This window comes from Achromobacter colocynthidis (genome assembly GCF_057334535.1).
This window is the reverse complement of the sequence record NZ_JBHFIZ010000005.1, coordinates 117,753-142,916: the sequence shown is the minus strand read 5'-3', so window position 1 is coordinate 142,916 and position 25,164 is coordinate 117,753. Positions and strand designations below refer to the sequence as shown.

Annotated in this window: 19 protein-coding genes; 9 read left to right on the top strand and 10 right to left on the bottom strand. The window is 64.7% G+C overall.

All coding sequences use genetic code 11. The features are described from left to right. Window positions 1–41: 41 nt before the first annotated feature. The 5 genes from murJ to ACE04A_RS02375 all read right to left on the bottom strand — a co-directional run bounded on the left by murJ (window position 42) and on the right by ACE04A_RS02375 (window position 4,306). Window positions 42–1,601, bottom strand: coding sequence for a murein biosynthesis integral membrane protein MurJ (gene murJ / locus ACE04A_RS02395; protein ID WP_259246240.1), 1,560 nt, complete (start codon window positions 1,599–1,601; stop codon window positions 42–44). A gap of 110 nt (window positions 1,602–1,711) precedes the next feature. Further along, entirely contained in the window at window positions 1,712–2,470 is a 759-nt protein-coding gene (locus tag ACE04A_RS02390; RefSeq protein WP_100856370.1) for a 3-hydroxyacyl-CoA dehydrogenase, read from the bottom strand. A gap of 134 nt (window positions 2,471–2,604) precedes the next feature. After that, on the bottom strand, window positions 2,605–3,261 hold the full coding sequence (gene adk / locus ACE04A_RS02385) for an adenylate kinase (RefSeq protein WP_259246241.1): 657 nt from the start codon (window positions 3,259–3,261) through the stop codon (window positions 2,605–2,607). Window positions 3,262–3,351: 90 nt separating this feature from the next. Further along, complete coding sequence (kdsB, locus tag ACE04A_RS02380; RefSeq protein WP_259246243.1) at window positions 3,352–4,116, bottom strand: 3-deoxy-manno-octulosonate cytidylyltransferase; 765 nt, start codon at window positions 4,114–4,116, stop codon at window positions 3,352–3,354. A gap of 10 nt (window positions 4,117–4,126) precedes the next feature. Continuing rightward, entirely contained in the window at window positions 4,127–4,306 is a 180-nt protein-coding gene (locus ACE04A_RS02375) for a Trm112 family protein (RefSeq protein WP_100857804.1), read from the bottom strand. Window positions 4,307–4,497: 191 nt separating this feature from the next. Here ACE04A_RS02375 and ACE04A_RS02370 point away from each other — a divergent pair, with 191 nt between their 5' ends. Next, a complete protein-coding gene (locus tag ACE04A_RS02370; protein ID WP_448715957.1) occupies window positions 4,498–6,738 on the top strand; it encodes an IgaA/UmoB family intracellular growth attenuator in 2,241 nt (746 codons plus the stop codon). On the opposite strand, the gene lpxK is transcribed toward ACE04A_RS02370, so the two are convergent. From lpxK to ACE04A_RS02355, 3 genes are read right to left on the bottom strand one after another with little or no spacing between them, the layout of a single operon-like run. Next, entirely contained in the window at window positions 6,735–7,778 is a 1,044-nt protein-coding gene (gene lpxK, locus ACE04A_RS02365; protein WP_448715958.1) for a tetraacyldisaccharide 4'-kinase, read from the bottom strand. The genes ACE04A_RS02370 and lpxK overlap by 4 nt on opposite strands. Further along, entirely contained in the window at window positions 7,775–8,188 is a 414-nt protein-coding gene (locus ACE04A_RS02360) for an ExbD/TolR family protein (RefSeq protein ID WP_100856366.1), read from the bottom strand. Before ACE04A_RS02360 ends, lpxK begins: the two co-directional genes overlap by 4 nt. Further along, window positions 8,185–8,808 carry a MotA/TolQ/ExbB proton channel family protein gene (locus ACE04A_RS02355; RefSeq protein WP_259246246.1) on the bottom strand — a complete coding sequence of 208 codons (624 nt, stop codon included), beginning with the start codon at window positions 8,806–8,808 and terminating at the stop codon, window positions 8,185–8,187. The genes ACE04A_RS02360 and ACE04A_RS02355 overlap by 4 nt, the downstream gene beginning before the upstream one ends. Window positions 8,809–9,158: 350 nt before the next feature. On the opposite strand from ACE04A_RS02355, the gene xseA reads away from it, so the two are divergent. From xseA to pcaF, 5 genes are all read left to right on the top strand, one after another. Next, complete coding sequence (gene xseA, locus ACE04A_RS02350) at window positions 9,159–10,526, top strand: exodeoxyribonuclease VII large subunit (RefSeq protein ID WP_438859095.1); 1,368 nt, start codon at window positions 9,159–9,161, stop codon at window positions 10,524–10,526. Between the two features lie 166 nt (window positions 10,527–10,692). Then, window positions 10,693–11,271 (top strand): superoxide dismutase [Fe], encoded by a 579-nt coding sequence (gene sodB / locus ACE04A_RS02345; RefSeq protein ID WP_050445200.1) that lies wholly within the window; start codon window positions 10,693–10,695, stop codon window positions 11,269–11,271. A gap of 286 nt (window positions 11,272–11,557) precedes the next feature. Continuing rightward, entirely contained in the window at window positions 11,558–13,180 is a 1,623-nt protein-coding gene (locus tag ACE04A_RS02340; protein WP_259246248.1) for a methyl-accepting chemotaxis protein, read from the top strand. Window positions 13,181–13,258: 78 nt separating this feature from the next. Then, a complete protein-coding gene (locus ACE04A_RS02335) occupies window positions 13,259–14,680 on the top strand; it encodes a chloride channel protein (RefSeq protein WP_279996356.1) in 1,422 nt (473 codons plus the stop codon). Between the two features lie 159 nt (window positions 14,681–14,839). After that, window positions 14,840–16,045, top strand: a complete 1,206-nt coding sequence (pcaF, locus tag ACE04A_RS02330; RefSeq protein ID WP_100856362.1) for a 3-oxoadipyl-CoA thiolase — start codon at window positions 14,840–14,842, stop codon at window positions 16,043–16,045. A gap of 111 nt (window positions 16,046–16,156) precedes the next feature. Here pcaF and ACE04A_RS02325 read toward each other — a convergent pair whose 3' ends face one another. Further along, entirely contained in the window at window positions 16,157–16,669 is a 513-nt protein-coding gene (locus ACE04A_RS02325; protein ID WP_485819825.1) for a DUF192 domain-containing protein, read from the bottom strand. A 91-nt stretch (window positions 16,670–16,760) separates the two neighbouring features. Continuing rightward, a complete protein-coding gene (locus ACE04A_RS02320) occupies window positions 16,761–17,006 on the bottom strand; it encodes a cold-shock protein (protein WP_006220277.1) in 246 nt (81 codons plus the stop codon). A gap of 227 nt (window positions 17,007–17,233) precedes the next feature. Between ACE04A_RS02320 and clpS the strand changes: the two genes are divergently transcribed. The 3 genes from clpS to pbpC all read left to right on the top strand — a co-directional run bounded on the left by clpS (window position 17,234) and on the right by pbpC (window position 25,148). Next, window positions 17,234–17,548 carry an ATP-dependent Clp protease adapter ClpS gene (gene clpS, locus ACE04A_RS02315; RefSeq protein WP_006220276.1) on the top strand — a complete coding sequence of 105 codons (315 nt, stop codon included), beginning with the start codon at window positions 17,234–17,236 and terminating at the stop codon, window positions 17,546–17,548. A 146-nt stretch (window positions 17,549–17,694) separates the two neighbouring features. Next, window positions 17,695–22,932: an alpha-2-macroglobulin family protein gene (locus tag ACE04A_RS02310; RefSeq protein WP_448715959.1), complete on the top strand. Its 5,238-nt coding sequence runs from the start codon at window positions 17,695–17,697 to the stop codon at window positions 22,930–22,932. 29 nt (window positions 22,933–22,961) lie between these two features. After that, window positions 22,962–25,148, top strand: coding sequence for a penicillin-binding protein 1C (gene pbpC, locus ACE04A_RS02305; RefSeq protein ID WP_448716122.1), 2,187 nt, complete (start codon window positions 22,962–22,964; stop codon window positions 25,146–25,148). The last annotated feature ends 16 nt before the right edge of the window (window positions 25,149–25,164 follow it).

Here is a 25,164-nt window from a genome sequence, read left to right as displayed (position 1 = left end):
AAGCCGGCTTTTTGGTGGGAATGTCGCCCGCAGGGATGAAATCAGGCTTTTGGACGACGGCCAAAGTCTTTAAGTCGGAACCCAAAGAGTAACAACATTCCGAAGTAGACCACGCCGCTTGCCGCCAGGACGCCACCCAGCCACGCCGCCCGCAAGCCCGCATGGGCCTGCAAGCCGATCCAGTCGATCTTGCCGTCTGCGTACCAGAGCAGGGCGGCCAGCGCCGCCAGCGCCGGCAGCAGGCGCAGCGCAAACACGGTCCAGCCAGGGCCGGGCTGATACACGCCGCGGCGGCGCAGGCCGATCAGCAGGGCCAGTGCATTCAGGCAGGCGCCCAGGCCGATGGCCAGCGCCAGGCCGGCATGGGCCATGATGGGTACCAGCACCAGGTTCATCAACTGCGTCAAAATCAGCACGCCGATGGCGATCTTGACCGGGGTACGGATGTCCTGCTTGGCGTAGAAACCGGGGGCCAGAATCTTCACGGCCAGCAGGCCGATCAAGCCGGCCGAGTAGGAAATCACGGCCAGGCGCGTTTGCAGCACGTCGTCCGCGGCGAACGCGCCGTAATGGAACAGGGTGGCCACCAGGCCGTCCGACAGCAACGCCATGCCCACGGCGGCGGGCAGGCCCAGCAACAGCACTAGACGCAGGCCCCAGTCCAGCAGGGCGCTATAGCCGCCCTGGTCGTCGCGGGCGTGGGCGGCCGACAGGCTGGGCAACAGCACGGTGCCCAATGCGACGCCCAGCAAAGCGGTGGGGAACTCCATCAGCCGGTCGGCGAAAGACAGCCAGGTGACGCTGCCCGGCGTCAGCCACGTGGCGATATTGGTGTTGATCAGCAAGGAAATCTGCGCCACAGACACGCCTAGCGTGGCGGGCGCCATCTGCTTCAGGATGCGCTGCACGGTGGGGTCGGCCCAGGCCTGGCGAAAGCGCAGCGAAAAGCGTGGGGTCAGGCCCAATCGCGCCAGGGCGACCCACTGTACGGCCAGTTGCGCCACGCCGCCGATCATCACGCCGATCGCCAGCGCATAGACGGGAACATCCATGCGCGGGGCCAGCCAGATGCAGGCGGCGATCATCGACAGGTTCAGCAGCACCGGCGTGAAGGCCGGCACAGCGAAACGGCGCCAGGTGTTGAGCACGCCCGAGGCGAAGGCAATCAGGGACATGCAGAAGATGTAGGGGAACATCATCCGCGTCATCCAGACGGCCGCCCCGAATTCGGTATCGCGAGCGGCGCCGCGCAGGCCGCTGGCCATGGCCGACACCACCCAGGGCGCGGCCACGATACCGATCAAGGTGATCAGCATCAACGCGGCGGTCAGCAGCAGCGCCACGCGATCCAGCAGAATGCGGACTTCTTCTTCCGACCGCTGGTTGCGCGCGGCGCCCAGAATGGGCACGAACGCCTGGGCGAACGCGCCTTCGGCGAACAAGCGCCGCAGCAGGTTGGGGATGCGGAAGGCGACCCAGAAGGCGTCAGTGATGGGGCCGGCGCCAAACGCGCGGGCGACGAGGATGTCGCGGATCAGGCCGGAAATGCGGGACAGCAGGGTAAAGCTGCTGACAGTGGCCGCCGAACGAAACAGGCTCATGGATGGGTACTACGTAAAAAAAGTGCGGGCCGGCCCGAAACGACTGCGTGAAACGTGAAGACTGTCACATAAAAAGGCGGCCCACTTCGTGGGCCGGCCTTTGTACTACATCACTTCGGCGGCATGCGGATGGCGCCGTCCAGGCGGATTGTTTCGCCGTTCAACATATCGTTGGTGACGATGCTGTGGACCAGCTTGGCGTAGTCTTCCGGGCGGCCCAGGCGGGCGGGGAAGGGGATGCTGGCGGCCAGCGAATCTTGCACTTCCTGGGGCATGCCGAAGATCATCGGCGTGCCGAAAATGCCCGGGGCGATGGTCATGCAGCGAATGCCGGTCTTGGCCAGGTCGCGGGCGATCGGCAGCGTCATGCCGGCCACGCCGGCCTTCGAGGCGGCGTAAGCCGCCTGACCGATCTGGCCGTCGAATGCAGCAACCGATGCGGTATTGATCATGACGCCGCGTTCGCCGGTGGGCTCGGGCGTGTTGGCGCTCATGGCTTCGGCGGCCAGCCGCATCATGTTGAAGCTGCCGATCAGGTTGATCGACACAACCTTCTGGAACAGATCCAGCGGATGCGCGCCGTTCTTGCCCACGATCTTCGCGGCGGGAGCGACGCCCGCGCAGTTGATCAGGCCAAACAGGGCGCCCAGCTCTTGCGCGGCGGCCACGGCGCTCTTGCCGTCGGCTTCCTGGGTGACGTCGCAATGCACGTAGCGCTGGCCCAGCTCTTTGGCCAGGGCCTGGCCGGGTTCGTCCTGCACGTCGGCAATGACGACCTTGGCGCCGTTTTCGACCAGCATGCGCACGGTGCCCGCGCCCAATCCGGACGCGCCACCCGTAACGATGAATACCTTGTTCGCGATTTCCATGTCTCTACCACCAGTTCAATTCAAGGGGATGAAAGCGGCGCGGCAGGCGCCGAATGCGACAAGGCCTTCGGGCCGATGCCGGAGCGCATTGCGTCCAGCCGGCGCCGAAGGCCTTTGGGCCATCAAAGCGCCAATCAGCTCTTGACGGCTTCGAACAGGCGCGACTTGATTTCGTCGACGGCGCCCACGCCCGAGATCTTGCGGTACTTGGGAGCCTCGGCGGCGTTTTGCTGCGCCCAGGTCGAGTAGTAATCGACCAGGGGACGGGTTTGTTCGCGATAGACGGACAGGCGATGGCGCACCGTTTCTTCGCGGTCATCGTCGCGCTGGATCAGTTCTTCGCCGGTGATGTCGTCGCGGCCTTCGACCTTGGGCGGGTTGAAGCGCACGTGGTAGCTGCGGCCGCTGGGCTGGTGCACGCGGCGCCCGCTCATGCGTTCGATGATGTCTTCTTCGGGCACTTCGATTTCCACCACGTAGTCGAGCTTGACGCCGGCGCTTTTCAGCGCGTCGGCCTGCGGGATGGTGCGGGGAAAGCCGTCGAACAGGTAGCCGCCGGCGCAGTCGGGCTGCTTCAGGCGGTCTTGGACCAGGCCGATGATGATCTCGTCGGAAACCAGACCGCCGGCATCCATGACCTTTTTGGCTTCAATACCCAAGGGCGTGCCTGCCTTCACCGCGGCTCGCAGCATGTCGCCGGTGGAGATTTGAGGAATGCCGAAGTGTTGGGTGAGAAACGCGGCCTGGGTGCCTTTGCCGGCGCCGGGAGGTCCGAGCAAGATGAGACGCATGAGTGCTCCTGATGGGGTTTATTTTTTGTGATCCGGGGAATTATGCCGCAACGCAGCAGCCAATGCGGGGCTGCGCCATGGGAATAACCCTTACATCTGTTTGCTGTAGAACCGTCGCACGCGCTCCAGATCAGCCGGGGTATCTACGCCTGCCGCGGGAGGGTTGAACGTACGGTGTACGACGATTTGATGGCCATGTTCCATGGCGCGTAGTTGTTCCAAGGACTCGAACCGTTCCAGCATGCCTTGCGGCAGCGTCGGGAAACGGCGCAGAAACGACACGCGGTAGGCGTAAAGGCCGATGTGATGCCAGGCGGGCAGGCCGTCGGCCAGCACCCGTTCGCCACTGGCGAGCGCGTCGCGGGCCCAGGGAATGGGGGCGCGCGAAAAATACATGGCGCGGTCATCCGCGGTGCACACCAGCTTCACCACATTCGGGTTGAACAGCGCCTCGGCGTCGGCCAGCGGACAGGCGCAGGTGGCGATATCCGCCTCGGGGCAGGCCAGCAGCTTGGCGGCGACGGCGTCGATGAGTTCCGGTTCGATCAGCGGTTCGTCGCCCTGCACGTTCACCACAATGGCGTCGTCGGGCAGGCCCAACTGTTCCACCGCTTCGGCCAGCCGGTCGGTGCCGGTGGGGTGGTCGCCGCGCGTCATCAGGGCGGTCAGGCCATGCGCCTGCGCGGCCGCCTGGACGCGGACGTCGTCGGTGGCAATGAACAGTTGCGACGCGCCCGAGAGGGCGGCGCGGTCGGCGGTACGCACGACCATCGGCTTGCCGGCGATGTCGGCAAGCGGTTTGTCGGGCAGGCGGGTCGAGGCGGCGCGCGCCGGAATCAGGGCAATGAAGCTCACGGTGCGGCGGTCAGGAGGAGACGGTTTCGTCCAGGACGCGGGCTTCCGACTCCAGCATGACGGGAATACCGTCACGAATCGGGAAAGCCAGACGGTCGGCACGGCAAACCAGTTCGGCTTGCTGCCGGTCGTGTTCGAGGCGGCCCTTGCATAAGGGGCAGACGAGGATGTCGAGAAGTCGGGATTCCATGACCGCGATTCTAAAACAGTTTGCGTGGGGCAGGACCCGCTTGCCTGGGGAGCAGGTCTGATTTTCGCGAAGTCGGAATCGCGTGCATACGCGCTTGGTTAATTAATGTCATGAATTGAATTATCCGTCTCAAAATATGGGACGCATCAGCGCTATCATCCGCCGCGTTCTATGCGGAGGAAGATAGCAAGATGGATTCCAACACCCTCAAGCTAGGATTGATGCTGATCATTCTGGTTTGGTCGTTGATCAGCTGGATCACGTACATGATGCGGCGCAGCGATAACAAAGGCGCGCTGCGTGAGCTCAAGCATGAGGGTCAGTCGCTGCGGGCAATGACGTCCGAAGAGGCCGCCTTGGTGCAGCCATTCCTTGTGTTCCCCGCGAATCCCAAGAAAACGGCCAGCCTGGTCAATGACCGCGTGTTCCCGCTGAAGGGCGCATTCGTGCGACATGGGCTCGAAACCGGCCAGGGCGGGTCGACCATGCATGACACGCTGGGCGGCGTCGATGTGGTGTTGCCGTACGACGCGCGGAATTATCTGCGCGAGGATAACGTTGCTGACGTCGTGATGACCGAGAAATTCGCCATCGTCGTGGCATTGAACGGTGAATTCGACATCGCCGGGGGCCGGGAACGTGATCAACGCCGTCAGAAGCAGGACCAACAATGGTCCAGCGGCAAGCTTGGAGCGTTGCAGGACGTGGTGCCGCAAGAGCCCGATGCAGGCCCGGCGGGCGAGCAGGGCGAAAAGCTCGGCGAAAAGGGAGAACACAGCCTGGCCGATGTGGTACGGGTGGAAATTCTGAGCCAACGCGACGAAACGCCTGCCGAAATCGCCGAGCGCCAGCAACCGGGCGTCGCCTTCTGGGTGTCGGTGGTCTGGTTGCTGGCCTTCATTTGTCTGGCTGTGACGGCGGCGGATGGCGGCTTGGCGTTTGCCGGCGCGGCGACCGCGCTGGCGGTGCTGGCCCTGTGGCTGACTTGGCGACGTCGCGCGCCCGACGCACCCCAGAAGGTCAATCGTGCGCGCGGTGAACTGAACGCTATCGTGCTGACCAATCCGGACAACACGCAGGCCGTGTCCACGCAGCTTTTCCTGGGCGACAAGCTGCCGATCAAATTGCCGGAACACTGGCGCAGCAACCTGGTGCTGCCGGACGACGGCCGCGTCGACGTCGACATGCGGGTGCAGGACTACTCCGTCGTGCGTCTGGGCGGCAGTCACTCTCTGGACGAAGAGCAACGCCTGTTCCCGCGCGTCTACTGGGGGCGGCATGTGACGTTGACGCTGGTCGGACTGCTGGCCGGCGCGGCATTGTGGATCACGGCCGACAACCTGAAAGCGGATGCTGCACTGACGCGCGCCTGGGTCAGCGGCGCGCAGCCGCGCTCTTATGACTCGGCCGCGGAGTTCAAGAAAGATCTTCCGGGCTTCGGTACCTTGGTGGCGTTGCAAGGCCGCGCGCGGTGCGAGCTGGTCCGAGCCGATGAGTTCAGCGGGGGCGGGGCGGCATTCGATTGCAGCCGGCTGCGCTGGGGTGGGGGCCAGCCTCAAGCCGCGCAGTTGGAGATTGATGAGCCGCTGTTGCGTTTGTATTCCGGTGATTTCCTCAGGACCAAACCCAATCCGATGATGGATATGCTGGTGAAGGGCCAAGTCCTCGGCCAAATGCGTAATAACCAGATGGGGCTGTACAACGGGCGGTCGGTGTCGGTGGTGAATGTGGTGGGACTGAGCAACACGGTGCTGGGCATCGAAACGGCCTGCGAGGCCGTTTCCGGCGAGGCTATCGCCGCTTGCGATCGGCTTAAGCGCGCCTTTGTCGATAGCGTTACGTTGGCCAGGGAAGAGCCGCGAGAATGGCTCGAGTTGCTCAAATTGGTGGAAGCGGGGGCCTTGACGGCGAAAGGCCGTGGCGACGAAGGCTTGATGTTGTCCCGCTCCGTCGAAGAGGCTCGGCGCCTGGCCCGTGCCAGCGCCGAACCCGCCGTCCGGGCTGCACTGTACCGCGCGTCGGACCTTGCAATGGACACGCAAAAAGGGGGCCTTGTGCTTAACGTGCTGCCGGGCCCGTATGCCTTGTTGCCCGAGTTGAAACGGACCCGCACGGCGGACGCCCTGGCCGAATGGCAACAGCAGGTGCGCATGTTCCTGCCGGATGGCGCCATGCCGTTCAAGGTTGGCGGCCTGGTGGTGGGCGTGGACGGTGATGCTTCCGGTGCGCCGGCAATCACGGTGGATGCCTCGCGCAGCCTGGACAACCCCTGGCCGTCCGTCGCCCATATGGCATGGTTGCTGCTGGCCGCGCTGCTGGTTCTGGTGCATGCGCCCCTGGCCCTGATCCGCATACGCGCCGCGTCAGCGCGCGGCAAGGCCTTGCAGGACCATGCGCAGCGCCGCGGCACCGCCAAGCCCGCGTTCTTTTAAGCGTGGGCGGGCTGGCGCAGACGTTGCGCCAGCCAATCGAACAGCTGGGGATCCGAAAACGCTGCCTGCACCGGCACCTCCCACAGGCGCGCGTCGTGCAACGCGGCGCACTTGATCGCGTCCTTGGACGTGACCAGGATGGTGTCCGCCGTCATCGCCTGGAAAGGGGAATCGGCGTAATCGTGATGGTCCGGCAGGGGTAGCGTCGCGTCCAGCGTGATCCCCGCCGCGCGCAGCGTCGTGAAAAAGCGTTCCGGATTGCCGATGCCGGCCGCCGCCGCAATGCGGGCTTGCCCTGCATAGGCGGACAGCGGGCGCGTTGCCCCGTTTTCGATGTTGCGGGTGTCGCCAGGTTCCAGCCACATGCGCACCGGGTGGGGGCGGGCGTTGCCCGTGTCGGCCGGGCTGCCATCTGGCGTGCCGATGTTGGTGACGACCACATCCACCTCGCGCAAGCGGCTGGCGAGTTCCCGCAATGGTCCGGCGGGCAGCAGCCGGCCGTTGCCCACGCCGCGCTCATCCTGCACCACGATTTCCACATCACGGGCCAGGGCCAGGTGTTGCAGGCCGTCGTCGGAGACAATCACGTCCACCTCGGGGTGGGCTTTCAGCAAGGCTTGGGCCGCCAGCGCGCGTTTGGGGTGCACGGACACCGGGGCGTTCGTGGCGCGCGCAATCAGTGCGGGTTCGTCGCCAAAGCGGGCGGGCTCCAAGGCGCCGACGCCGACCCGGGCCTGCGCGCCGATCTTCACGCCGTAGCCCCGGCTGACCACGCCGGGCGTAAACCCACGTTCGCGCAGCGCTTGCACGGTGGCAATCACCACGGGCGTCTTGCCCGTGCCGCCAACATAGATGTTGCCCACCACCACGACGGGCACGGGGGCGCGGTAGCTGGGTTTGGCGCCGCTTTGGTAGGCGGCCCGTTTTCTGGCCACGGCCCACGCCGTCAGGGCGGATAGCGGCAGCAGCAGGGCCGACAGCCAGCCGCCGTGCTGCCACTGGCGCGCCAGCAGCGAAGGGGACGAACGCGGGGTGCTCACCGTGAAGTCTGGGCGGCGAAGTTGACGCGGCCAATGCCGGCCAGGCGGGCGGCTTCCATGATGTTGATCACGGATTGATGGGTGGCCTGGGCGTCGGCGTTGATGATGACCAGCGCATCGGGTTTGCCGGCCGCGGCCTGGCGCAGCGCGTCGGCGATTTCCGGCGGCGTGGAGACGTCGATCAGCGTGCCGTTCAGCGCGTAGCGCCCGTCCTGGCTGACCGCCACTTCCAGTGCGGGGGGCGTGTCCTGTTCCGACGAGGCCTGGGGCAACGTCACCTGCAACTGCGTGAATCGCGTGAACGACGTGGTGGCCGCCAGGAAGATCAGGATGACCAGCAACACGTCGATGAGCGGAATCAGGTTGATGTCCAGCTCGTCGCGCTCGCCGCGGGCACCACGGAAATTCATGAACGCCCCTCGCGCACGGGGGGCGTCGGCGACAAGGCGCGGACCAGCCGCGAGGCCGATTGCTCCATGGCGCTGAGGTAGCCGTCGACCCGGCCGCGCAGGTAGCGATGCGCGATCATGGCGGGAATGGCGATCAGGATGCCGAAGCCGGTGTTGTACAGCGCAATCGAGATGCCGCGCGCCAGTTGGGCGGGGTCGCCGCCGCCTGGCGTGTACGAACCGAAAATTTCGATCATGCCGACTACGGTGCCGAACAGGCCCATCAGCGGGGCCACGACGGCAATGGTGCCAATGGCGGGGATGTAGCGGCTGAGGTCGTGCGCGACGGCGCGCCCGGTGTCTTCGACCACGCTGCGCAGTTCTTCGCGCGGCAGATGGCGGTGACGCATCACCTCGGCCAGCACGCGGCCAAGCGGCGAATTGCGTTCCAGCCGGTTGATGGCTTCAGGGGTGTCTTGGCGGTTGCGCAGCATGTCCACCACCTGATCGTTCAGCCCTCGGGGCAGGATCAGGCTGCGGCGCAGGGAGAAGAAGCGCTCGAAGATCAGCGCCAGTCCCAGCACGGATGTCGCCAGCAGGGGCCAGATAGGCCAGCCGGCCTCGCGCAAAATGGAAAGCAAAGCGTTCAACTCCCGGGGGCCAGGGCAGCGAAGCGCTCGCGCCTTGGAATCAGATCAAGCCGAAACTGTAACGGCGCGGCGGGTTTGTGGCAAGGCGGGGAACCCCCGGAATTATCCACAGAAATTGTGGATAATTCTGTGCAAAACTTCCCCGGAACGCTTGTGGGCACAGGGCTTGCGCTTGTTTGCTTCAAAATCGCGCAGCCGGGTTTAATAAAAAACCTCATTTAAATCAGTGCCTTGCGTGTTTTTTATTGGCTTTCGGGGCGGTCGCTGCAAAATTCGCTGGAAACGGTATCATGGCGGCCCGCTCCGCGTGACCTGTGGACAGATACGCATCGGGAAGCCTCATGACAATTGAACTTGCAGTCACAAACAACGCATTCACGCGGGATATCCTGACAGTTGCCCAGCTAAACCAAGCAGTAGGGCAATTGCTGGAGCGCAGCATTCCGGCGTTGTGGGTGCGAGGCGAGATTTCCAACTTCACGCAGGCGGCATCCGGGCATTGGTACTTCACGCTCAAGGACAGCCGGGCCTCTGTGCGCGCTGTCATGTTCCGAAGCCGCGCCAACGCAGTGGGCTTTGTGCCGCGCGCGGGTGATCAGGTCGAAATCCGCGCCCGGGTTTCCCTTTACGAGCCCCGTGGCGACTACCAGTTGCAGGCCGATGCCATGCGCCGCGCCGGGCTGGGCAACTTGTATGAAGCATTTCTGCGGTTGAAAGAGCAACTGGCCTCCGAAGGCCTGTTCGATCCGGCCCGCAAGCGCGAGCCCGTCCGGCTGCCACGCGCGATCGGCGTCGTCACCTCGCTGCACGCGGCGGCGTTGCGGGATGTGCTGTCGGCGCTGGCTCGCCGGGCGCCGCAGGTGCCGGTCATCATCTATCCGGCCCCAGTTCAGGGGGCGGACGCCGCCAGCCGTCTGGCTGCCCAGGTACGCCTTGCCAATGCGCGTGCCGAAGTGGACACGCTGTTGCTGGTGCGGGGCGGGGGCAGCATCGAAGACCTCTGGAGTTTCAATGACGAGGACCTGGCGCGCCAGGTGGCAGTCAGCGAGATTCCCGTGATCAGCGGCGTGGGCCACGAAACCGACTTCACCATCGTGGACTTCGTGGCCGACGTGCGCGCCCCGACGCCCACTGCCGCGGCGGAACTTGCCTGCGTGCCGCGCTCTGAATTGCTGGGCCAGGTCATGCAGTCCGCCCAGGCCATGGCGCGCGGCCAGCAACGCCGCCTGGAGCGCGCCGCGCAGCGCCTGGACCGTGCGGCGGGGCAACTGGTGTCGCCCGCGCAACGGCTGGAGCACCAGCGCGAACGCTTGAACAGCCTGCGCTTTCGCCTGGCGTCCGCCTGGTCCGGCCCGCAAGACCGGCGTACCGCTCGCGTCAATCTGCTGACACAGCGCCTGTCGCACCGGGCGCCCGACACCCGCCGCGCGGCCGACCGCCTGGCCAACGCGGCGCGCCACCTGGGCCAGGCGCATGCCCGCCTGCTGGTGCAGGGCCGCAACCGCCTGGCCTCGGCCACGGCGCAATTGCGCGCGCTTGATCCGGGCAACACCCTGGCGCGCGGCTACGCCATTGCGCGTGACGCCGACGGCCGCATCGTGCGCGACGCCGCCGCCCTGGAAGCCGGGCAGGCGCTGGACCTTAGCTTTGCGCAAGGCGGCGCGCAGGTCGACGTGCGGCAGACCCGCAAGACGCGCGACGCCGGTTAAGCCCTGCTTGGCGCGGCATGCCGGCCAATGACATTCCAACGCAGACCATTGCTCTGGCGGATGCGGCGCGTTAACCCCGCGCGGGCACGGGGTTAACGCGGTATCCTCATTAGTTGCCGATACAATTGACCGGCTTGATCGTGCACTCAACAGAAGGAACCCACACATGGCACATACTCTTCCCCCCCTGCCTTACGAACTCGACGCCCTGGCTCCCCACATTTCCAAGGAAACGCTGGAGTTCCACTACGGCAAGCATCACCAGACTTACGTCACGAACCTGAACAACCTGATCCCGGGTACGGAATTCGAAACGCTGTCGCTGGAAGACATCGTGAAGAAGTCCTCGGGTGGCATTTTCAACAACGCCGCCCAGATCTGGAACCACACGTTCTACTGGAACAGCCTGGCCCCCAAGGCCGGCGGCGCACCCTCGGGCAAGCTGGCTGACGCCATCAACGCCAAGTGGGGCAGCTTCGACGCTTTCAAGGAAGCGTTCAACAAGTCGGCAGCCGGCAACTTCGGTTCGGGCTGGACCTGGCTGGTCAAGAAGGCCGACGGCTCGGTTGACATCGTCAACACCAGCAACGCCGCCACCCCGCTGACCACGGCCGACACGCCGCTGCTCACCTGTGATGTCTGGGAACACGCGTACTACATCGACTACCGCAACGCGCGTCCCAAGTATCTGGAAAACTTCTGGGCCCTGGTGAACTGGGAGTTCGCCGCCAAGAACTTTGCCTGATCGGTAAAGAAACAAGCCTCGGCTTCCACGCCGCTGGCTTGCACCAAAAAACCCCTTGCGCATTGCCAAGGGGTTTTTTTATTCCTATTCAGGAAAAATTCAGCTTACAAAACCCTGTCGATTGTCGATTTCATTCCAGGGAAATGACGACGAAACATGCTTTTATCTAGGGTTATCCCTAGGGTTTCCTGCCTCTATTGTTGCCAACGGTCGGGGGGCTGAACCACGGGGCCAACGGATTGCGGCATGCCCGCTCACAACCGGGGTAACTACAGGGAAGGGAAGCATGTTTCGCTTATTTTCAGGCTTGCGCATCGGGGCGCGCCTGTCGGGCGCGTTTTTGCTCGTGGCGGTAATTGGGGGTGCGATCGGGGCTTTTGGGGTTTGGGGGCTGTCTCGCATCAACGAATTGAATGACCGGTTGTACGACACCGAGCTGCGGGGCATCTCGGATCTGAAAGAATCCAATCTGCACCTGATCTACGCGGGCCGTGCCCGCAGCGGCTATCTGGCCGCCAGCACCGATCAGGACCGTCAGGCGTTGAAGAAGCAGTTCGACGAGGCCGTCAAGAACATGGACGTGCTGCGCGACAAGGCCGCCAAGAATTTCCACGAAGAAGAGGGCAAGCGCCTGCTGGCGCAGTTCGTCGAGACCGAGCAGGTCTGGAAGCGTGAGTCGGAAGCGTTCTTCGCCGCCGCGAAATCGCAGTCGCTGACGCAGACGGATCCGCAAGTTGCCGAGATCGAAAAGCGCGTCATCACCTCGTCGCAAAAGCTTGACGACCTGATGACCGACCTGGCCGTGGGCAAGGAAAAGTCCACCGCGCAATCCGTCGATGTGGCCACGAACCTGTACAACACCGTGCGCGCGGTAATGATCATCCTGGCCGTGGCCGGCGTGGTGGTGGGCATGCTGCTGGGCTGGCTGGTGACGCGCGGCATCGTGCGCCCGCTGGAGCAAGCCGTGAAGGCCGCGCGCCAGGTGGCCGCGGGTGACCTGACCACCAACATCCAGGTTGCCACGCGCGACGAAACGGGCGAGCTGATGGCCGCGCTCAAGGCCATGAACGAAAGCCTGGCCCGCATCGTGGCGGACGTGCGCGACGGCTGTGAAAGCATCGCATCGGCGTCGTCGCAAATTGCGCAAGGCAACTCCGACCTGTCGCAACGCACCGAAGAGCAGGCCTCGTCGCTGGAAGAAACCGCGGCGTCGATGGAAGAGCTGACCAGCACCGTGCAGCAAAACGCCAACAACGCCACCGAGGCCGACCGTCTGGTGACGCATGCGTCTACCGTGGCGGTGCGTGGCGGTGAAGTGGTGGATGGCGTGGTCCAGACCATGAGCGCGATCTCGGATAGTTCGCGCCGCATCGCCGATATCACGGGTGTGATCGACGGTATTGCGTTCCAGACCAACATCCTGGCGCTCAACGCCGCCGTGGAAGCGGCGCGCGCGGGCGAACAAGGCCGTGGCTTTGCCGTGGTGGCGGGCGAGGTGCGCACCTTGGCGCAGCGTTCGGCGGTGGCCGCCAAGGAAATCAAGGCCTTGATCGATGAGTCGGCCGCGCGCGTCGAAGGCGGCACGCGCCAGGTCGACGAAGCCGGCCGCACCATGCGCGAAGTGGTCGACAGCGTGCGTCAGGTGGCGGTGTTGGTGCGCGACATCGCCAGCGCGTCGGAAGAGCAATCGGCGGGTATTGGCCAGGTCAACCAGGCCGTATCGCAGATGGACTCCGTGACGCAACAGAACGCCGCGCTGGTCGAAGAGGCGGCGGCAGCGGCCGCCAGCATGCAGGAGCAGGCCGGGCGTCTGGCGCAGGAAGTGCGCCGCTTCAAGGTCGAAGCGGGCGCGGGGTCGAGCGCGAGCTCGGCGCACATCGCGCAAGCTCGACTGCTTCCGGCGGTGTGATTTTCTGCTGACACTTGTGGGCTGCGGGTCAGGTGAGAGTGGTAAGGTTACTCACTTTGCGCCGCACGCCAGCAGCCCATGAGCCTGACCGAACCTTTTCGCCGGACCACCACCGCCGCCCGCCGCCTGATGCGGCGCAAGGTGCGCCAGATCAACCGCTTGTCGCGCAAGAGCCTGCAAATGGCGCTGCTGCTGGGCGGTGCGGGTCTGGTCGCAATGATGTCGCTGGGGTTTGCGTATCTGGCCGACAAGGCGCTGGACTGGAACCGCGAATGGGTGGGCCACAATGGCTGGCTTGCCTTGCTGGTGCTGCCATTCAGCCTGGCCGCGCTGCGTTGGCTGACGCTGCGCTTTGCTCCGAACGCGGCGGGCAGCGGCATTCCACAAGTCATCGGCGCGCTGTCCTTGCCTCCCGGCCCCAGCCAAAGCAGCCTGGTGTCGCTGGCGCAAACGCTATGGAAGATCCCACTGTCGTTCTTCGGCATGCTGGCCGGCGCGTCGATCGGGCGCGAAGGCCCGTCGGTGCAAGTGGGCGCCGCGCTGATGCTGGCCTGGGGCGACTTCTGGAAGCGTCGTGGCGTGCAGTTGCGCGGCTTCCATTCCAATGAACTGATCGCCGCCGGCGCGGCGGGCGGGCTGGCTGCTGCCTTCAATGCGCCGCTTGCCGGCGTCATCTTCGCCATCGAAGAGCTGGGGCGCGGCACGGTGCTGCGTTGGCAGCGCCTGGTCCTGATCGGCGTGCTGGCCGCCGGCTTCCTGGTGGTGGCAGTGCAGGGCAACAACCCGTACTTCGGCGTGTTCGGCGGCGCGCCGCTGGCCCATGGCATGGTGATGTGGATCGTCATTTGCGGCGCGATCAACGGCGCGCTGGGCGGCATCTTCGCGCGGCTGCTCGGCAAAGGCGCATCCGGCGCCGCACCGGCCGCCTGGCGCGCCTGGATCCGCGCGCATCCTATCTGGACGGCCTTCATCATGGGTCTGGTGCTGGCGGTGATCGGCCTTTGCACGGCCGGCAGTGTTTACGGCACCGGGTACGGCGTGGCGGCCGACCTGCTGTCGGGCCACGACACGGCGCCGGCCGGCTTCGGCCTGGCCAAGCTGGCGGCTACCGTCGCGTCGTATTGGGCAGGTATTCCTGGTGGCATTTTCACGCCCGCGCTGACCACGGGCGCCGGCATCGGCCAGCACATCTGGGAGCTCGCGGGCGAGGGCGTTGACCAGCGCGTGCTGGTGCTCGTGTCGATGGCGGCTTTCCTGGCCGCGGCCACGCAGGCGCCGCTGACGGCCAGCGTGGTGGTGATGGAAATGACAGGCAGTCAGCCGATGCTGTTCTGGTTGCTGGTGGGGTCTTTGCTGGCCTCTGGCGTGTCGCGCCAGTTCTGCCCGCAACCGTTCTACCATTTGGCGGCGGGGCGTTTCCGTCGGCAAGCCTTGGTAGAAGCGGGCCGCGCGGCGCAAGCCGAGTCAGGCGTCGCGCCGTCCAAGGCGCCGTCAGCCTGACGGCGTTGGGCCCCCCCCCCCCCCCGCCACGCAATCAGGGTGAACACCTACCGGACACCGTCCGTGTAGCGGACACCTCGACTGTGCACCAACTTGGCGCGAAATGCGGTGCGCTAAGATCGTCCGATCCCGAATTTTTCACTTCACTTCGAGCTTCCCATGACCGTGAATGCCTTTATTTGTGATGCGATCCGCACTCCCTTCGGCCGCTACGGCGGTGCGTTGGCCAGCGTGCGCCCTGATGACCTGGCTGCCGTTGCCATCAAGGCGCTGATTGCGCGCAACCCCGGCGTGCGCTGGGAAGAACTGGACGACGCCATCATGGGCTGCGCGAACCAGGCCGGTGAAGACAACCGCAACGTGGCTCGCATGGCCACGCTGCTGGCGGGTCTGCCCATCGAAGTGCCCGGCGCCACGGTCAACCGCCTGTGCGGTTCGGGCCTGGACGCCATCGGCACCGCCGCCCGCGCCATCCGCGCAGGCGAAGCCGGCTTGATGCTGGCCGGCGGCGTGGAAAGCATGAGCCGCGCGCCCTTCGTCATGGGCAAGGCCGACAGCGCGTTCTCGCGCAGCGCCGCCATCTTCGACACGACCATCGGCTGGCGCTTCGTCAACAAGCTGATGAAGGCCCAGTACGGCGTGGACTCCATGCCCGAAACGGCCGAAAACGTCGCTGACGACTTCAAGATCAGCCGCGAAGACCAAGACCTGTTCGCGCTGGCCAGCCAGCAAAAGACGGCTCGCGCTCAGCAAGAAGGCGTGTTCGATGCCGAAATCGTGCCGGTGTCGATCGCCCAGAAAAAGGGCGACCCCATCGTCGTCTCCAAAGACGAACACCCGCGTGAAACCAGCCTGGAATCGCTGGCCAAGCTGAAGGGCGTGGTCCGCGAAGGCGGCACCGTCACGGCCGGCAATGCGTCGGGCGTGAACGACGGCGCCGCCGCATTGCTGCTGGCCGATGAAAAGGCCGCGGCCCGCCACGGCCTGACGCCGCGCGCCCGCGTGGTCGGCATGGCCACCGCCGGCGTTGCGCCGCGCATCATGGGTATCGGCCCGGCGCCCGCCACGCTGAAAGTGCTGGCGCAAACCGGCCTGACGCTGGACCAGATGGACGTGATCGAACTGAACGAAGCGTTCGCCGCCCAAGGCCTGGCTGTGCTGCGTCAATTGGGCATTGCCGACAACGACCCGCGCGTGAACCCCAACGGCGGCGCGATCGCCCTGGGTCACCCCTTGGGTGCGTCTGGTGCGCGTCTGGCCACCACGGCCATCAACCAACTGCACCGCACGGGCGGCCGTTACGCGCTGTGCACGATGTGCATCGGCGTGGGCCAGGGCATCGCGCTGATCATCGAGCGCGTCTAAGCCTGAAGTGTTGTTTTTTCCGCTGCTTTGACAGGGGCGGAAGCGAAAAGGGAGCCCCATGGGGCTCCCTTGCCGTATCTGAAGGGGGCGCTGGCGCCCTGGGGCCGCCGATCAGGGCAGCCCGTCGACTTTCCGGCCGGCCTTGATGCCGTGCTGGTCGAACCAGCCTTGGGCCATTTCCAGGGCATAGCGCACCGGCTTTCTTGCGCAGTGCGGGTCTTCGGTCTGGGGCGCCATGTCGTCGATATTGACGATCGTGCCGTCGTCGGCGATAAAGGCTATCGAGAGCGGCAAGAGCGTGTTGCGCATCCAGAAGCACTGCACGTCCGGCCGCTCGAACACGAACAGCATGCCGTCGTTGCCCTGGAGTTCTTTGCGGAACATCAGGCCGCTTTGGCGGGTGGCGTCGGTATCGGCGACTTCCGCGCGGATAATATGGATGCCCGCTGAAAGCTGCGTGGTGGGCAAGGGCGGTTGTGGACCGGTTTGCGCTTGGGCGCCCGCGGTCAGCGCAAGCGCCGTGGGGGCCAGTGCCGCCGACAGTGCTTTCAGAAATGCTGGTTTAAAGAACGCTGTCTTGAACAACGTAGGGTTGACAGGCAATAACTTCACATTCTTCAGCATGACTGGCGCAGTAAAAAGAAAATAACAAGGCGGGGCCCGAAAGCCCCGCCTGGATAATGGTGCAGCCTTACCGCTGCACTTTAAGGGATACTCAGGCCGCCGTGATATTAAGCGCCTGTTTGCCTTTAGGCCCCTGAATGATTTCGAAAGCCACTTTCTGGCCTTCCTTCAGGGTTTTAAAACCATTCATCTGTATGGACGAAAAGTGGGCGAACAGATCTTCACCGCCGTCGTCGGGCGTAATGAAGCCAAACCCCTTTGCATCGTTGAACCACTTGACGGTACCCGTCGATTTGGGATTGTCCCCTTGGACGGCGGTTGCGGTCGTATCAGACATGCGGACTGCCTCATTGAATCGTATGTTGACAGAAGGGCATCGCGGTCTAGACCTCTGTCCCCCCCTCCGAATTCCTGTCAGATTTTCGATGAGTTGAAAACCCCAGAATGCGCTGATAATGCGCCGCTTTTCTTCGTGTCGTCAAGTATGGAAACTACGTATTTCTGCGTGTAATTTTAAGTAAGTTGCGCGTTAGGCGTCCCCAGTTTAAATAGAATAGCCGCCCTATGAGTTCTACCTTGGATACCCAGCATGATTTGGCCGTCGAGAAGGCACCGGCACGCGCCGCGCCGCCTCCGATGTATCAGGTTCTGCTGCTGAATGACGACTACACGCCGATGGAATTCGTCGTGAAAGTCCTGCAAAAATTCTTCAATAAAAACCATGAAGAGGCAACGCGGATCATGTTGCAAGTGCATCACGAAGGTCGCGGAGTATGCGGGGTGTATCCCCGAGACCTCGCGGCTACCCGCATTGCCCAGGTAGGACAGTATGCGCGGGCGCGTCAGCACCCGCTGCAATGTGTGATGGAACCCGTTTAATACCCAGAATAAAGACGCCGCCCTCGAAGGCGGCGTTGTGCTGTGCAAGACACGGCAGGTTCCGCGTGTGGGGAAGCGCGCGGCGCAGCAGGTCGGCAGCTCCGCCGCACAGGAGCGTTGTATTCGAGTAGGCGGAGGGGTTTGCCGTGAGTGGAAAGGTTAGTAAGACCTGGCTGGCGGTTGCCGGCGTTGTGGTGTTGGCGGGCGCCATCGGCGTGGGCTGGTGGATGGGCGGTAAGGACAAGCAGGGCGCGGCCCCGGTCCCGGCGCCGGCGGTTTCCTCCGCGACGCAGGCCCCTGCTGCGGCCCCGGCCGCTGCGGCTGGTGACGGCAAGCCCGCGTTGGGCGCCAGCGCGACGGTGGGCGCACCCGATCCCTTTGCGGCGCTGACCTGCCAGCCGCGCCAGTTCAACGACGCGCTGTCGCTCTCGGTCACCTTCACCCAGCCGGTGGACGCCAAGGCCAAGCTGGATGATTTCCTTCAGGTCACCGACCTGGGCGCCTCGTCCGGCAAGGCCGACGAAGACAACGAAACCGCCGCCAATGCGGGTGACCAGCCGGCCTCGGTCAAGCCTGGTGATTCCGCGCCCAAAGGCAAGATCCTGAAAGGCAGCTGGATCGTGGGCGAGAACCCGCGCATGGTGTATTTCCCCTACATCCAGCCGCAGCGCAAATACGCCATCACGGTACGTTCGGGTTTGCCCGGCGTCGGTGACAAGGTCGTGCTGGCTGAAACCTCGAATTGCGAAGTGAATACGCAGGCCATGCCGCCGTCGTTCTATTTCGCCAGCCGTGGCGTGGTGCTGCCGGCCGGCCAGAACGGCGGTTTGCCGGTCGCAACCGTGAACGTGCCCGAGGTCGACGTGCAGTTCCTGCGCGTGGCGCCGGATCGCGTGCCGGAATTGTTCGAAACGGTGCTGGGCATTGGCCGCAACACCGCGCGCGCATCCGACGAAGATGAAGCCGGCTACGACGAAGAGGACAACTGGCGCTATTCCGACAACCGCAGCCTGAAAGGCTCGGTTAGCAACTGGGATCTGGACCGCCTGAATTCGCTGACGACCAGCGTCTATCAAGGCCGGTTCATCACCGACGACAAGCCGAACCGCCGCCACGTCACCTTCCTGCCGGTTGAAGGCGTGAAGGAACTGCAAGAGCCGGGTATCTATATCGCGGTCATGAGCCAGCCGGGCCGGTTCCGTTACGAATACCAGGTTACCTATTTCTACGTGAGCGACATCGGCCTGCATGCGCGCCGTTACAGCGACCGCGTGGAAGCCTATTCCGTGTCGCTGAAGTCGGGCCAGGCCATTCCGGGCGCCGTGTTTGAACTGGTGGACGGCGCGGGCAAGACGCTGGCCAAGGCCGCTGCCGACGCGCAGGGTCATGTGCGTTTTGACGGCAGCTTCACCAATGCGCGCGTCATCCGCGCCTCGCGCGACAAGGAAATGACCGTGCTGGCCCTGGGCGAACCGGCGCTGGACCTGTCTGAGTTCGATACGGGCGGCCATGTGTCGCGCCCCAATAATCTGTTCGTCTACGCCGGCCGCAATTTGTACCGTCCGGGCGAGACCTTCAACGTGTCGGTGCTGCCGCGCGACCTGGACGGCCGCATGCTGACGCCCGCGCCGCTGACGGCGACGATCAAGCGCCCCGATGGCCGCGTGGTGCAGACCACCTTGTGGCAGCCCAAGAAAGATCTGGTCGGCTATGTTGAGCGCGCCATCGACCTGCCGCTGGATGCCCAGACGGGTTCGTGGCTGCTTGAACTGCGCGTGGACCCCGCTTCGCGCACGCCGGATGCGTCGTGGAAGTTCCAGGTCGAGGAATTCCTGCCTGAACGCATGAAGATGGCGCTGACCTCTGATCAAGAGGTGCTGTCGCCGGACGAGGAACTGATCGTCAATGTGCAGGGCGATTACCTCTACGGCGCGCCTGCCGCCGGCAACCGCCTGCTGTCCAGCTTCCAGGTCAAGCGCGACCGTTTCGCCTTGGCGCAGAAATGGCCGGGCTTTATTTTCGGTGATGTTGCCGATGACACGCGTCGCACGTTCGGTGAACTGCCCGAGGAAGCGCTGGACGACAAGGGCGCAGCCCGGATCAGCGTGAATCCCAGCGTGGCGGGTACGCACTCGCCCATGAAGGTGCGCGTGTCGGCCAGCCTGCTGGAATCGGGCGGCCGCCCGGTGGTGCGTTCCATCGAACGCAGCGTCTGGCCCGCCGACAAGCTGATCGCCGTGCGTCCGCAGTTTGACAGCGATGTGGCGCGCGAACGCGCACCCGCCGCGTTTGAAGTCATCCGTGCCAACGCGCAAGGCGAGATCGTTCCGCTGGCCCAGGCGCAGATGCGCTTGTTCCGTGAAGAACGCCAATACTATTGGCGCTTTGACGACCAGCGCGGCTGGAACAGCGGCTATACCGAAACCGAAGAACTGGTGGACTCGCGCGAAATCGCCTTGAACGACCGCGCGCAACTGACCGTGCCGGTCAAGTGGGGCCGTTACCGTCTTGAAATTACCGACCCGGAAACCAGCGAGACGATGCGCTACCGCTTCTATGCGGGCTGGAACGCGCAGGACGCCGACGCGATGGGCAACCGCCCCGACCGCGTGCAGATGAAGCTGGAAGGCGTGCCGGCCAAGCCGGGCGACACCGTCAAGGTCACGCTGACGCCACCGCACGACGGCCAGGCGCTGGTTACGGTGGAAGGCGACCGCATGCTGTGGTCCACCTGGGTTGCCGTGAAGGCGACGGGCACCGAAGTTGAAATTCCGATCAGCAAGGACTGGAAGCGCCACGACCTGTATGTGGCTGCCGCCGTGTTCCGCCCGGGTAGCGAAGGCGACCGCGTGACGCCGGCTCGTGCGCTGGGCCTGGCGTTCCTGCCGATTGCCAGCGCCGACCGCAAGCTGGATGTGAAGCTGAGCGCGGCCGCCAAGACCGAGCCCGAAACCAAGACGACCGTGCGCGTCAAGGTGGACGGCGCGCAGGGCAAGCAAGCCACGGTGACGCTGTCCGCGGTGGACGTGGGCATTCTGAACATCAACCAATACGCCACGCCCGACCCGCTGGATTATTTCTTCGGCAAGCACCGCTACGCGCCCGAACTGCTGGACATGTACGGCAAGCTGATCGAGAAAATGGACGGCACCAAGGGCAAGCTGAAGTGGGGCGGTGACGCCGCCATGCGCGGCGACAGCAAGAGCCTGCCCAAGAAGGTCAAGCTGGTCGACCTGTTCTCGGGTCCGGTCACCTTGAACGCGCAGGGCGAAGCGGATATTCCGCTGGATCTGCCCGACTTCAACGGCACCCTGCGTCTGATGGCCGTGGCGTTCACGGCGGACAACTACGGCAGCACCGACACCGAAATGGTGGTGGCCGCGCCGATCGTCGCCGAACTGAATACGCCGCGTTTCATCACGCCGGGTGACCAGGCCGCCATTGCGCTGGACCTGACCAACCTGAGCGGCGCCGAGCAAAAGATCAGCATTAAGCTGGAAGCGCTGGACCCGCTGGCCATTACCGACGGCGTGCGCACGGTGACGCTGAAAGACAAGCAGCGCACCACCTTGCGCTTTAACGCGACCACGACCGGTTCGTATGGCTTGGGCCTGATGCGCCTGACCATCGACGGGCAGGGCGGCGCCAAACCCGTGCACATCGTGCGCGAATCGGTGCTGCAGGTGCAGCCGGCCTACGCGGGTGAACGCCAGGTGCGTCGCCTGCGCCTGAACCCGGGCGAAACCAATGTGGCGCAAGCCGCGTGGGTGTCTTCGTATTACCCGGATTCGGCGCTGGTCAGCCTGACCGTGTCGAACCGTCCGCCGTTCAACGTGAACAAGCTGGTTGAAGGCCTGCTGGCGTATCCCTACGGATGCGCCGAGCAGACCATCAGCCGCGCCTTGCCGTGGGTGCTGATCGACGATGCCGTCGCCAAGCAATTCGGCCTGAAGCCGCACTCGCAGGTGGAGCGCGCCGCGCAGGTGTCCGGCGCCATCGGCCGCTTGTCCGGCATGCGCAACGCGGTGGGTTCTTACAACCTCTGGAGCGGTTCCAGCTCGCGCGATGTGTGGCTGACGGCCTATGCCGTGGGCTTCTTGCAAGACGCGCGCGACCAAGGCTTTGAAGTGCCCGAAGCCACGCTCGACCGTTCGCGCCAATGGCTGCTGGAGCAAGTGCAGCAGACGTCCAACACCTTTGGCACGTGGTCGGTGAACCTGCGCCGCAACGTTGAAGCCGGCCGCATCGACGGCAGCGATGCCAACATCCTGCGCGAAGACCATCGGCGTTTCGCCGGCTTGTCGACCGCCGTGCTGGCCTTGGCCCGCGACAAGAAGGCGCCGCTGTCGACGGTGCGCCAACTGTTCGACAACTATCAAGAGCGCGCGCGTTCGCCGCTGCCCCTGATCCAGTTGGCGGCCGCGTTCAAGCTGATGGGCGACGAAGGGCGCATGAAGTCCGCGCTGGACGCCGCGATGACGCGCGAATACGGTTTCCCGCGCCGCAATTACAACGGCTACTACGACGAATGGCTGGGCGACTACGGCAGCAGCGTGCGCGACTACGCCTTGTCGTACGCGCTGGCCAACCAGTACGGGCTGAAGCACGAGCGCCTTGAAAATCTGCTGACGCAGCTGACTTCGCGCCTGGGCAACCGTTCGTACCTGTCCACGCAGGAACGCATGGCGCTGTTGATGGCGGCACGCGCCATCGGCGGCGACAAGGGCACGCCGTGGGAAGCCATGCTGACCGTCAATGGCGCGCGCAAGCCGCTGGATGGCGGCAAGAGCGACCAGACGGTGGGCTTGTCGGCGGCTGACCTTGCCAACACGCAGATCGTCAACACCGGCGCGCAGTCCCTGTTCCTGGAGTACGACATCCAGGGCAGCCCGATGGTTGCGCCCAAGCCGCGCAACGACGTGATCCAACTCAAGCGTGGCTGGTATCGTCCGGACGGCAAACCGTGGGATGGCGGCACGCTGCAAAGCGGCGACATGCTGGTGGTGTGGGTGCAAGCCAGCGCCAACCAGAACATTCCCGATGCGCTGATCGAGGACCGCGTGCCGGCGGGTTTTGAAGTAGAAAACCTGAACCTGTCGCAAAGCCCCGAGATGCAGGAATGGACGATCGGCGGACGTCGCGTGGCCGAAGCCATGGCCGACTCCAACATCAAGCATCGTGAATTCCGTGATGACCGCTACGTGGCCGCCGTGTCCCTGGGCCGCGGCAAGGTCGACGTGTTCTATCTGGTGCGCGTCGTGACGCCGGGCCGCTACGCGGTGCCGTCGACCGTGGCGGAAGATATGTACCGCCCGGAAATCCGTGGCGTGGGTGAGCAGTGGAGCACGGTCGAAATTCGCGATCGCGGCGCCAAGCGTCCTTGACCGCCGCCGCCTCCTCCACGGCGGGCGCCATGCGCGCTCGCCGCTGGCGGCGGCGCGGCATCATCGCGGCCAGCGTGCTATTTGCGCTGGCCGCGTTGTTATTCGTGCTTGACCGCCTGTTTCCATTGCCCGCCATCGACTCGGGCGGGGCCGCCGTGATCGTTGCCGCCGACGGCACGCCGCTGCGCAACTACCCCAGCCGTGACGGCATCTGGCGCTATCCGGTCACGCCGGACCAAGTCTCGCCGCGCTATCTGGACACCTTGCTCACGTATGAGGACCGCTGGTTCTACTGGCATCCCGGCGTCAATCCCGTGGCGATGGCGCGCGCCGGCTGGCAATGGGCCACGAACCGCCGCATCGTGTCGGGCGGCTCCACGTTGACCATGCAGGTCGCGCGTTTGATCGACCCGCAACTGGCCGGCAAGCCGTCGCGTTCCATGTCCGCAAAATTGCGGCAAGCCTGGCGCGCGGTGCAACTGGAAATGCACTACAGCAAGGACGAGATTCTTTCCATGTACCTGACCCACGCGCCCATGGGGGGCATTGTGGAAGGCGTGGAGATGGGATCACGGCTCTGGCTGGGCAAGTCCGCGCGCGATCTCGGCCCCGCCGAAGCCGCCATGCTGACCGCCTTGCCGCAAGCGCCGTCGCGCCTGCGTCCCGATCGCCATCCCGAGGCGGCCCAGGCCGCGCGCGACAAGGTGCTGGACCGCATGGCCGAACTGGGCCGCTGGGCTCCGGCCGACGTCGCCGACGCCAAGATTGAAAACGTGGTCGCGCCGCCACTGCGCGCGCGCTGGCTGGCGCCGCTGGCCGCGCAGCGTCTGTTGCAGGAAGCGGGCGCGACGCCCGCCGCGCGCCGTGCGGGTCAGCGGCCGCCGTTGGTTGGATCGACGCTGGATGCCGACATGCAGGCATCGGTGGAACAAATGTTGCTGGACCGCGTGGATAGCCTGCCGCCCAAGGTGTCCATGGCGGTGCTGGTGATGGATAACGATACGCTGGAGGTCAAGGCCTACGCGGGTTCTGCTGATTTTTCCGACGATACCCGTTACGCCCACGTGGATATGGTGCGCGGCGTGCGCTCGCCGGGTTCTACTCTTAAACCGTTTCTGTATGCGCAGGCGCTGGACGAAGGGCTGATTCATTCCGAAAGCCTGCTGATCGATGCGCCGCTGTCATTTGGCGGCTATGCACCGGGTAATTTCCAAGCGGCATTTTCGGGCCCTGTCAGCGTCGCGCAAGCATTGCAACGGTCGTTGAATGTGCCTGCGGTGGATCTGCTGGACCGTGTCGGCCCAGCCAGTTTCGCGTCGGTTATGCTGACCGGCGGCGTCCGGTTACGTTTGCCGGATGGGGCAGCCCCAAATTTAAGCTTGATTTTGGGCGGGGGTGGCACCACATTGGAAGAACTGGTGGGCGCTTATCGGGCTTTGGCCCGTGACGGCGTCTCGGGACGGCCCCGCCTTCGGGCGGAGCAGCCTCGAATCGAGTCCCGTATGATGAGCCCTGGAGCCGCCTGGATCGTTCGCGATATCCTCGAAGGCGGCGGGCATCCCGACCGGCCTTTTTACCAGTCGGGCAGCCCGGCCCGGCGACTGGCCTGGAAGACCGGAACCAGTTTCGGATTCCGGGACGCCTGGGCAATTGGGGTGACCGACCGATGGACGTTAGGCGTCTGGGTTGGTCGTCCGGATGGCACGCCGAACCCCGGTTTTTTCGGGGCGAATGTGGCGGCGCCGTTACTGCAAGATATTGTGGCCGCGTTGCCGGAAGGCGCGCAGCAGGTCCGTAGCCGGCCCGAAACGGTGCAGGCGGCGGTCACGTGTTGGCCACTGGGTTATCGGCTGGGCAGCGTGCCGTCGGGGGAATGCCCTGAACAGCGCGCGGCGTGGCTGCTGAACGACACGGCGCCGCCGTCATTTGCCGGCTATGCCGACGCCACGCAGGGGCCTTTGCGCGTGGGTGGCGTGGCCACCGGTTCGGTGCTTCGGCCCGTGCCGGGCAGCCGGCAAGTGGCGCTGGACGTAGATGTGCAAGGCGCCGAAGGCGAAGTATGGTGGATGCTTGACGGGCGCGTGGTGAATCATGGCGCGTCGAGTCATCCGTTTAAATTAGTGCTGGCGCAAGACGGCCGGTATACGCTTACCGTCATGGACGCACAAGGCCGCCACGATAGAGTGGTTTTTGAAATCGCTGGCGTTACGCCATGATCGGCATAGAATATGA

Bases quoted from the DNA above. Each gene is read 5' to 3' on its own strand.
- murJ (WP_259246240.1), bottom strand. From the start codon at position 1,601: ATGAGCCTGTTTCGTTCGGCGGCCACTGTCAGCAGCTTTACCCTGCTG.
- ACE04A_RS02390 (WP_100856370.1), bottom strand. From the start codon at position 2,470: ATGGAAATCGCGAACAAGGTATTCATCGTTACGGGTGGCGCGTCCGGA.
- adk (WP_259246241.1), bottom strand. From the start codon at position 3,261: ATGCGTCTCATCTTGCTCGGACCTCCCGGCGCCGGCAAAGGCACCCAG.
- ACE04A_RS02375 (WP_100857804.1), bottom strand. From the start codon at position 4,306: ATGGAATCCCGACTTCTCGACATCCTCGTCTGCCCCTTATGCAAGGGC.
- ACE04A_RS02370 (WP_448715957.1), top strand. From the start codon at position 4,498: ATGGATTCCAACACCCTCAAGCTAGGATTGATGCTGATCATTCTGGTT.
- ACE04A_RS02360 (WP_100856366.1), bottom strand. From the start codon at position 8,188: ATGAATTTCCGTGGTGCCCGCGGCGAGCGCGACGAGCTGGACATCAAC.
- xseA (WP_438859095.1), top strand. From the start codon at position 9,159: ATGACAATTGAACTTGCAGTCACAAACAACGCATTCACGCGGGATATC.
- sodB (WP_050445200.1), top strand. From the start codon at position 10,693: ATGGCACATACTCTTCCCCCCCTGCCTTACGAACTCGACGCCCTGGCT.
- ACE04A_RS02340 (WP_259246248.1), top strand. From the start codon at position 11,558: ATGTTTCGCTTATTTTCAGGCTTGCGCATCGGGGCGCGCCTGTCGGGC.
- ACE04A_RS02335 (WP_279996356.1), top strand. From the start codon at position 13,259: ATGAGCCTGACCGAACCTTTTCGCCGGACCACCACCGCCGCCCGCCGC.
- pcaF (WP_100856362.1), top strand. From the start codon at position 14,840: ATGACCGTGAATGCCTTTATTTGTGATGCGATCCGCACTCCCTTCGGC.
- ACE04A_RS02325 (WP_485819825.1), bottom strand. From the start codon at position 16,669: ATGCTGAAGAATGTGAAGTTATTGCCTGTCAACCCTACGTTGTTCAAG.
- ACE04A_RS02320 (WP_006220277.1), bottom strand. From the start codon at position 17,006: ATGTCTGATACGACCGCAACCGCCGTCCAAGGGGACAATCCCAAATCG.
- clpS (WP_006220276.1), top strand. From the start codon at position 17,234: ATGAGTTCTACCTTGGATACCCAGCATGATTTGGCCGTCGAGAAGGCA.
- pbpC (WP_448716122.1), top strand. From the start codon at position 22,962: ATGCGCGCTCGCCGCTGGCGGCGGCGCGGCATCATCGCGGCCAGCGTG.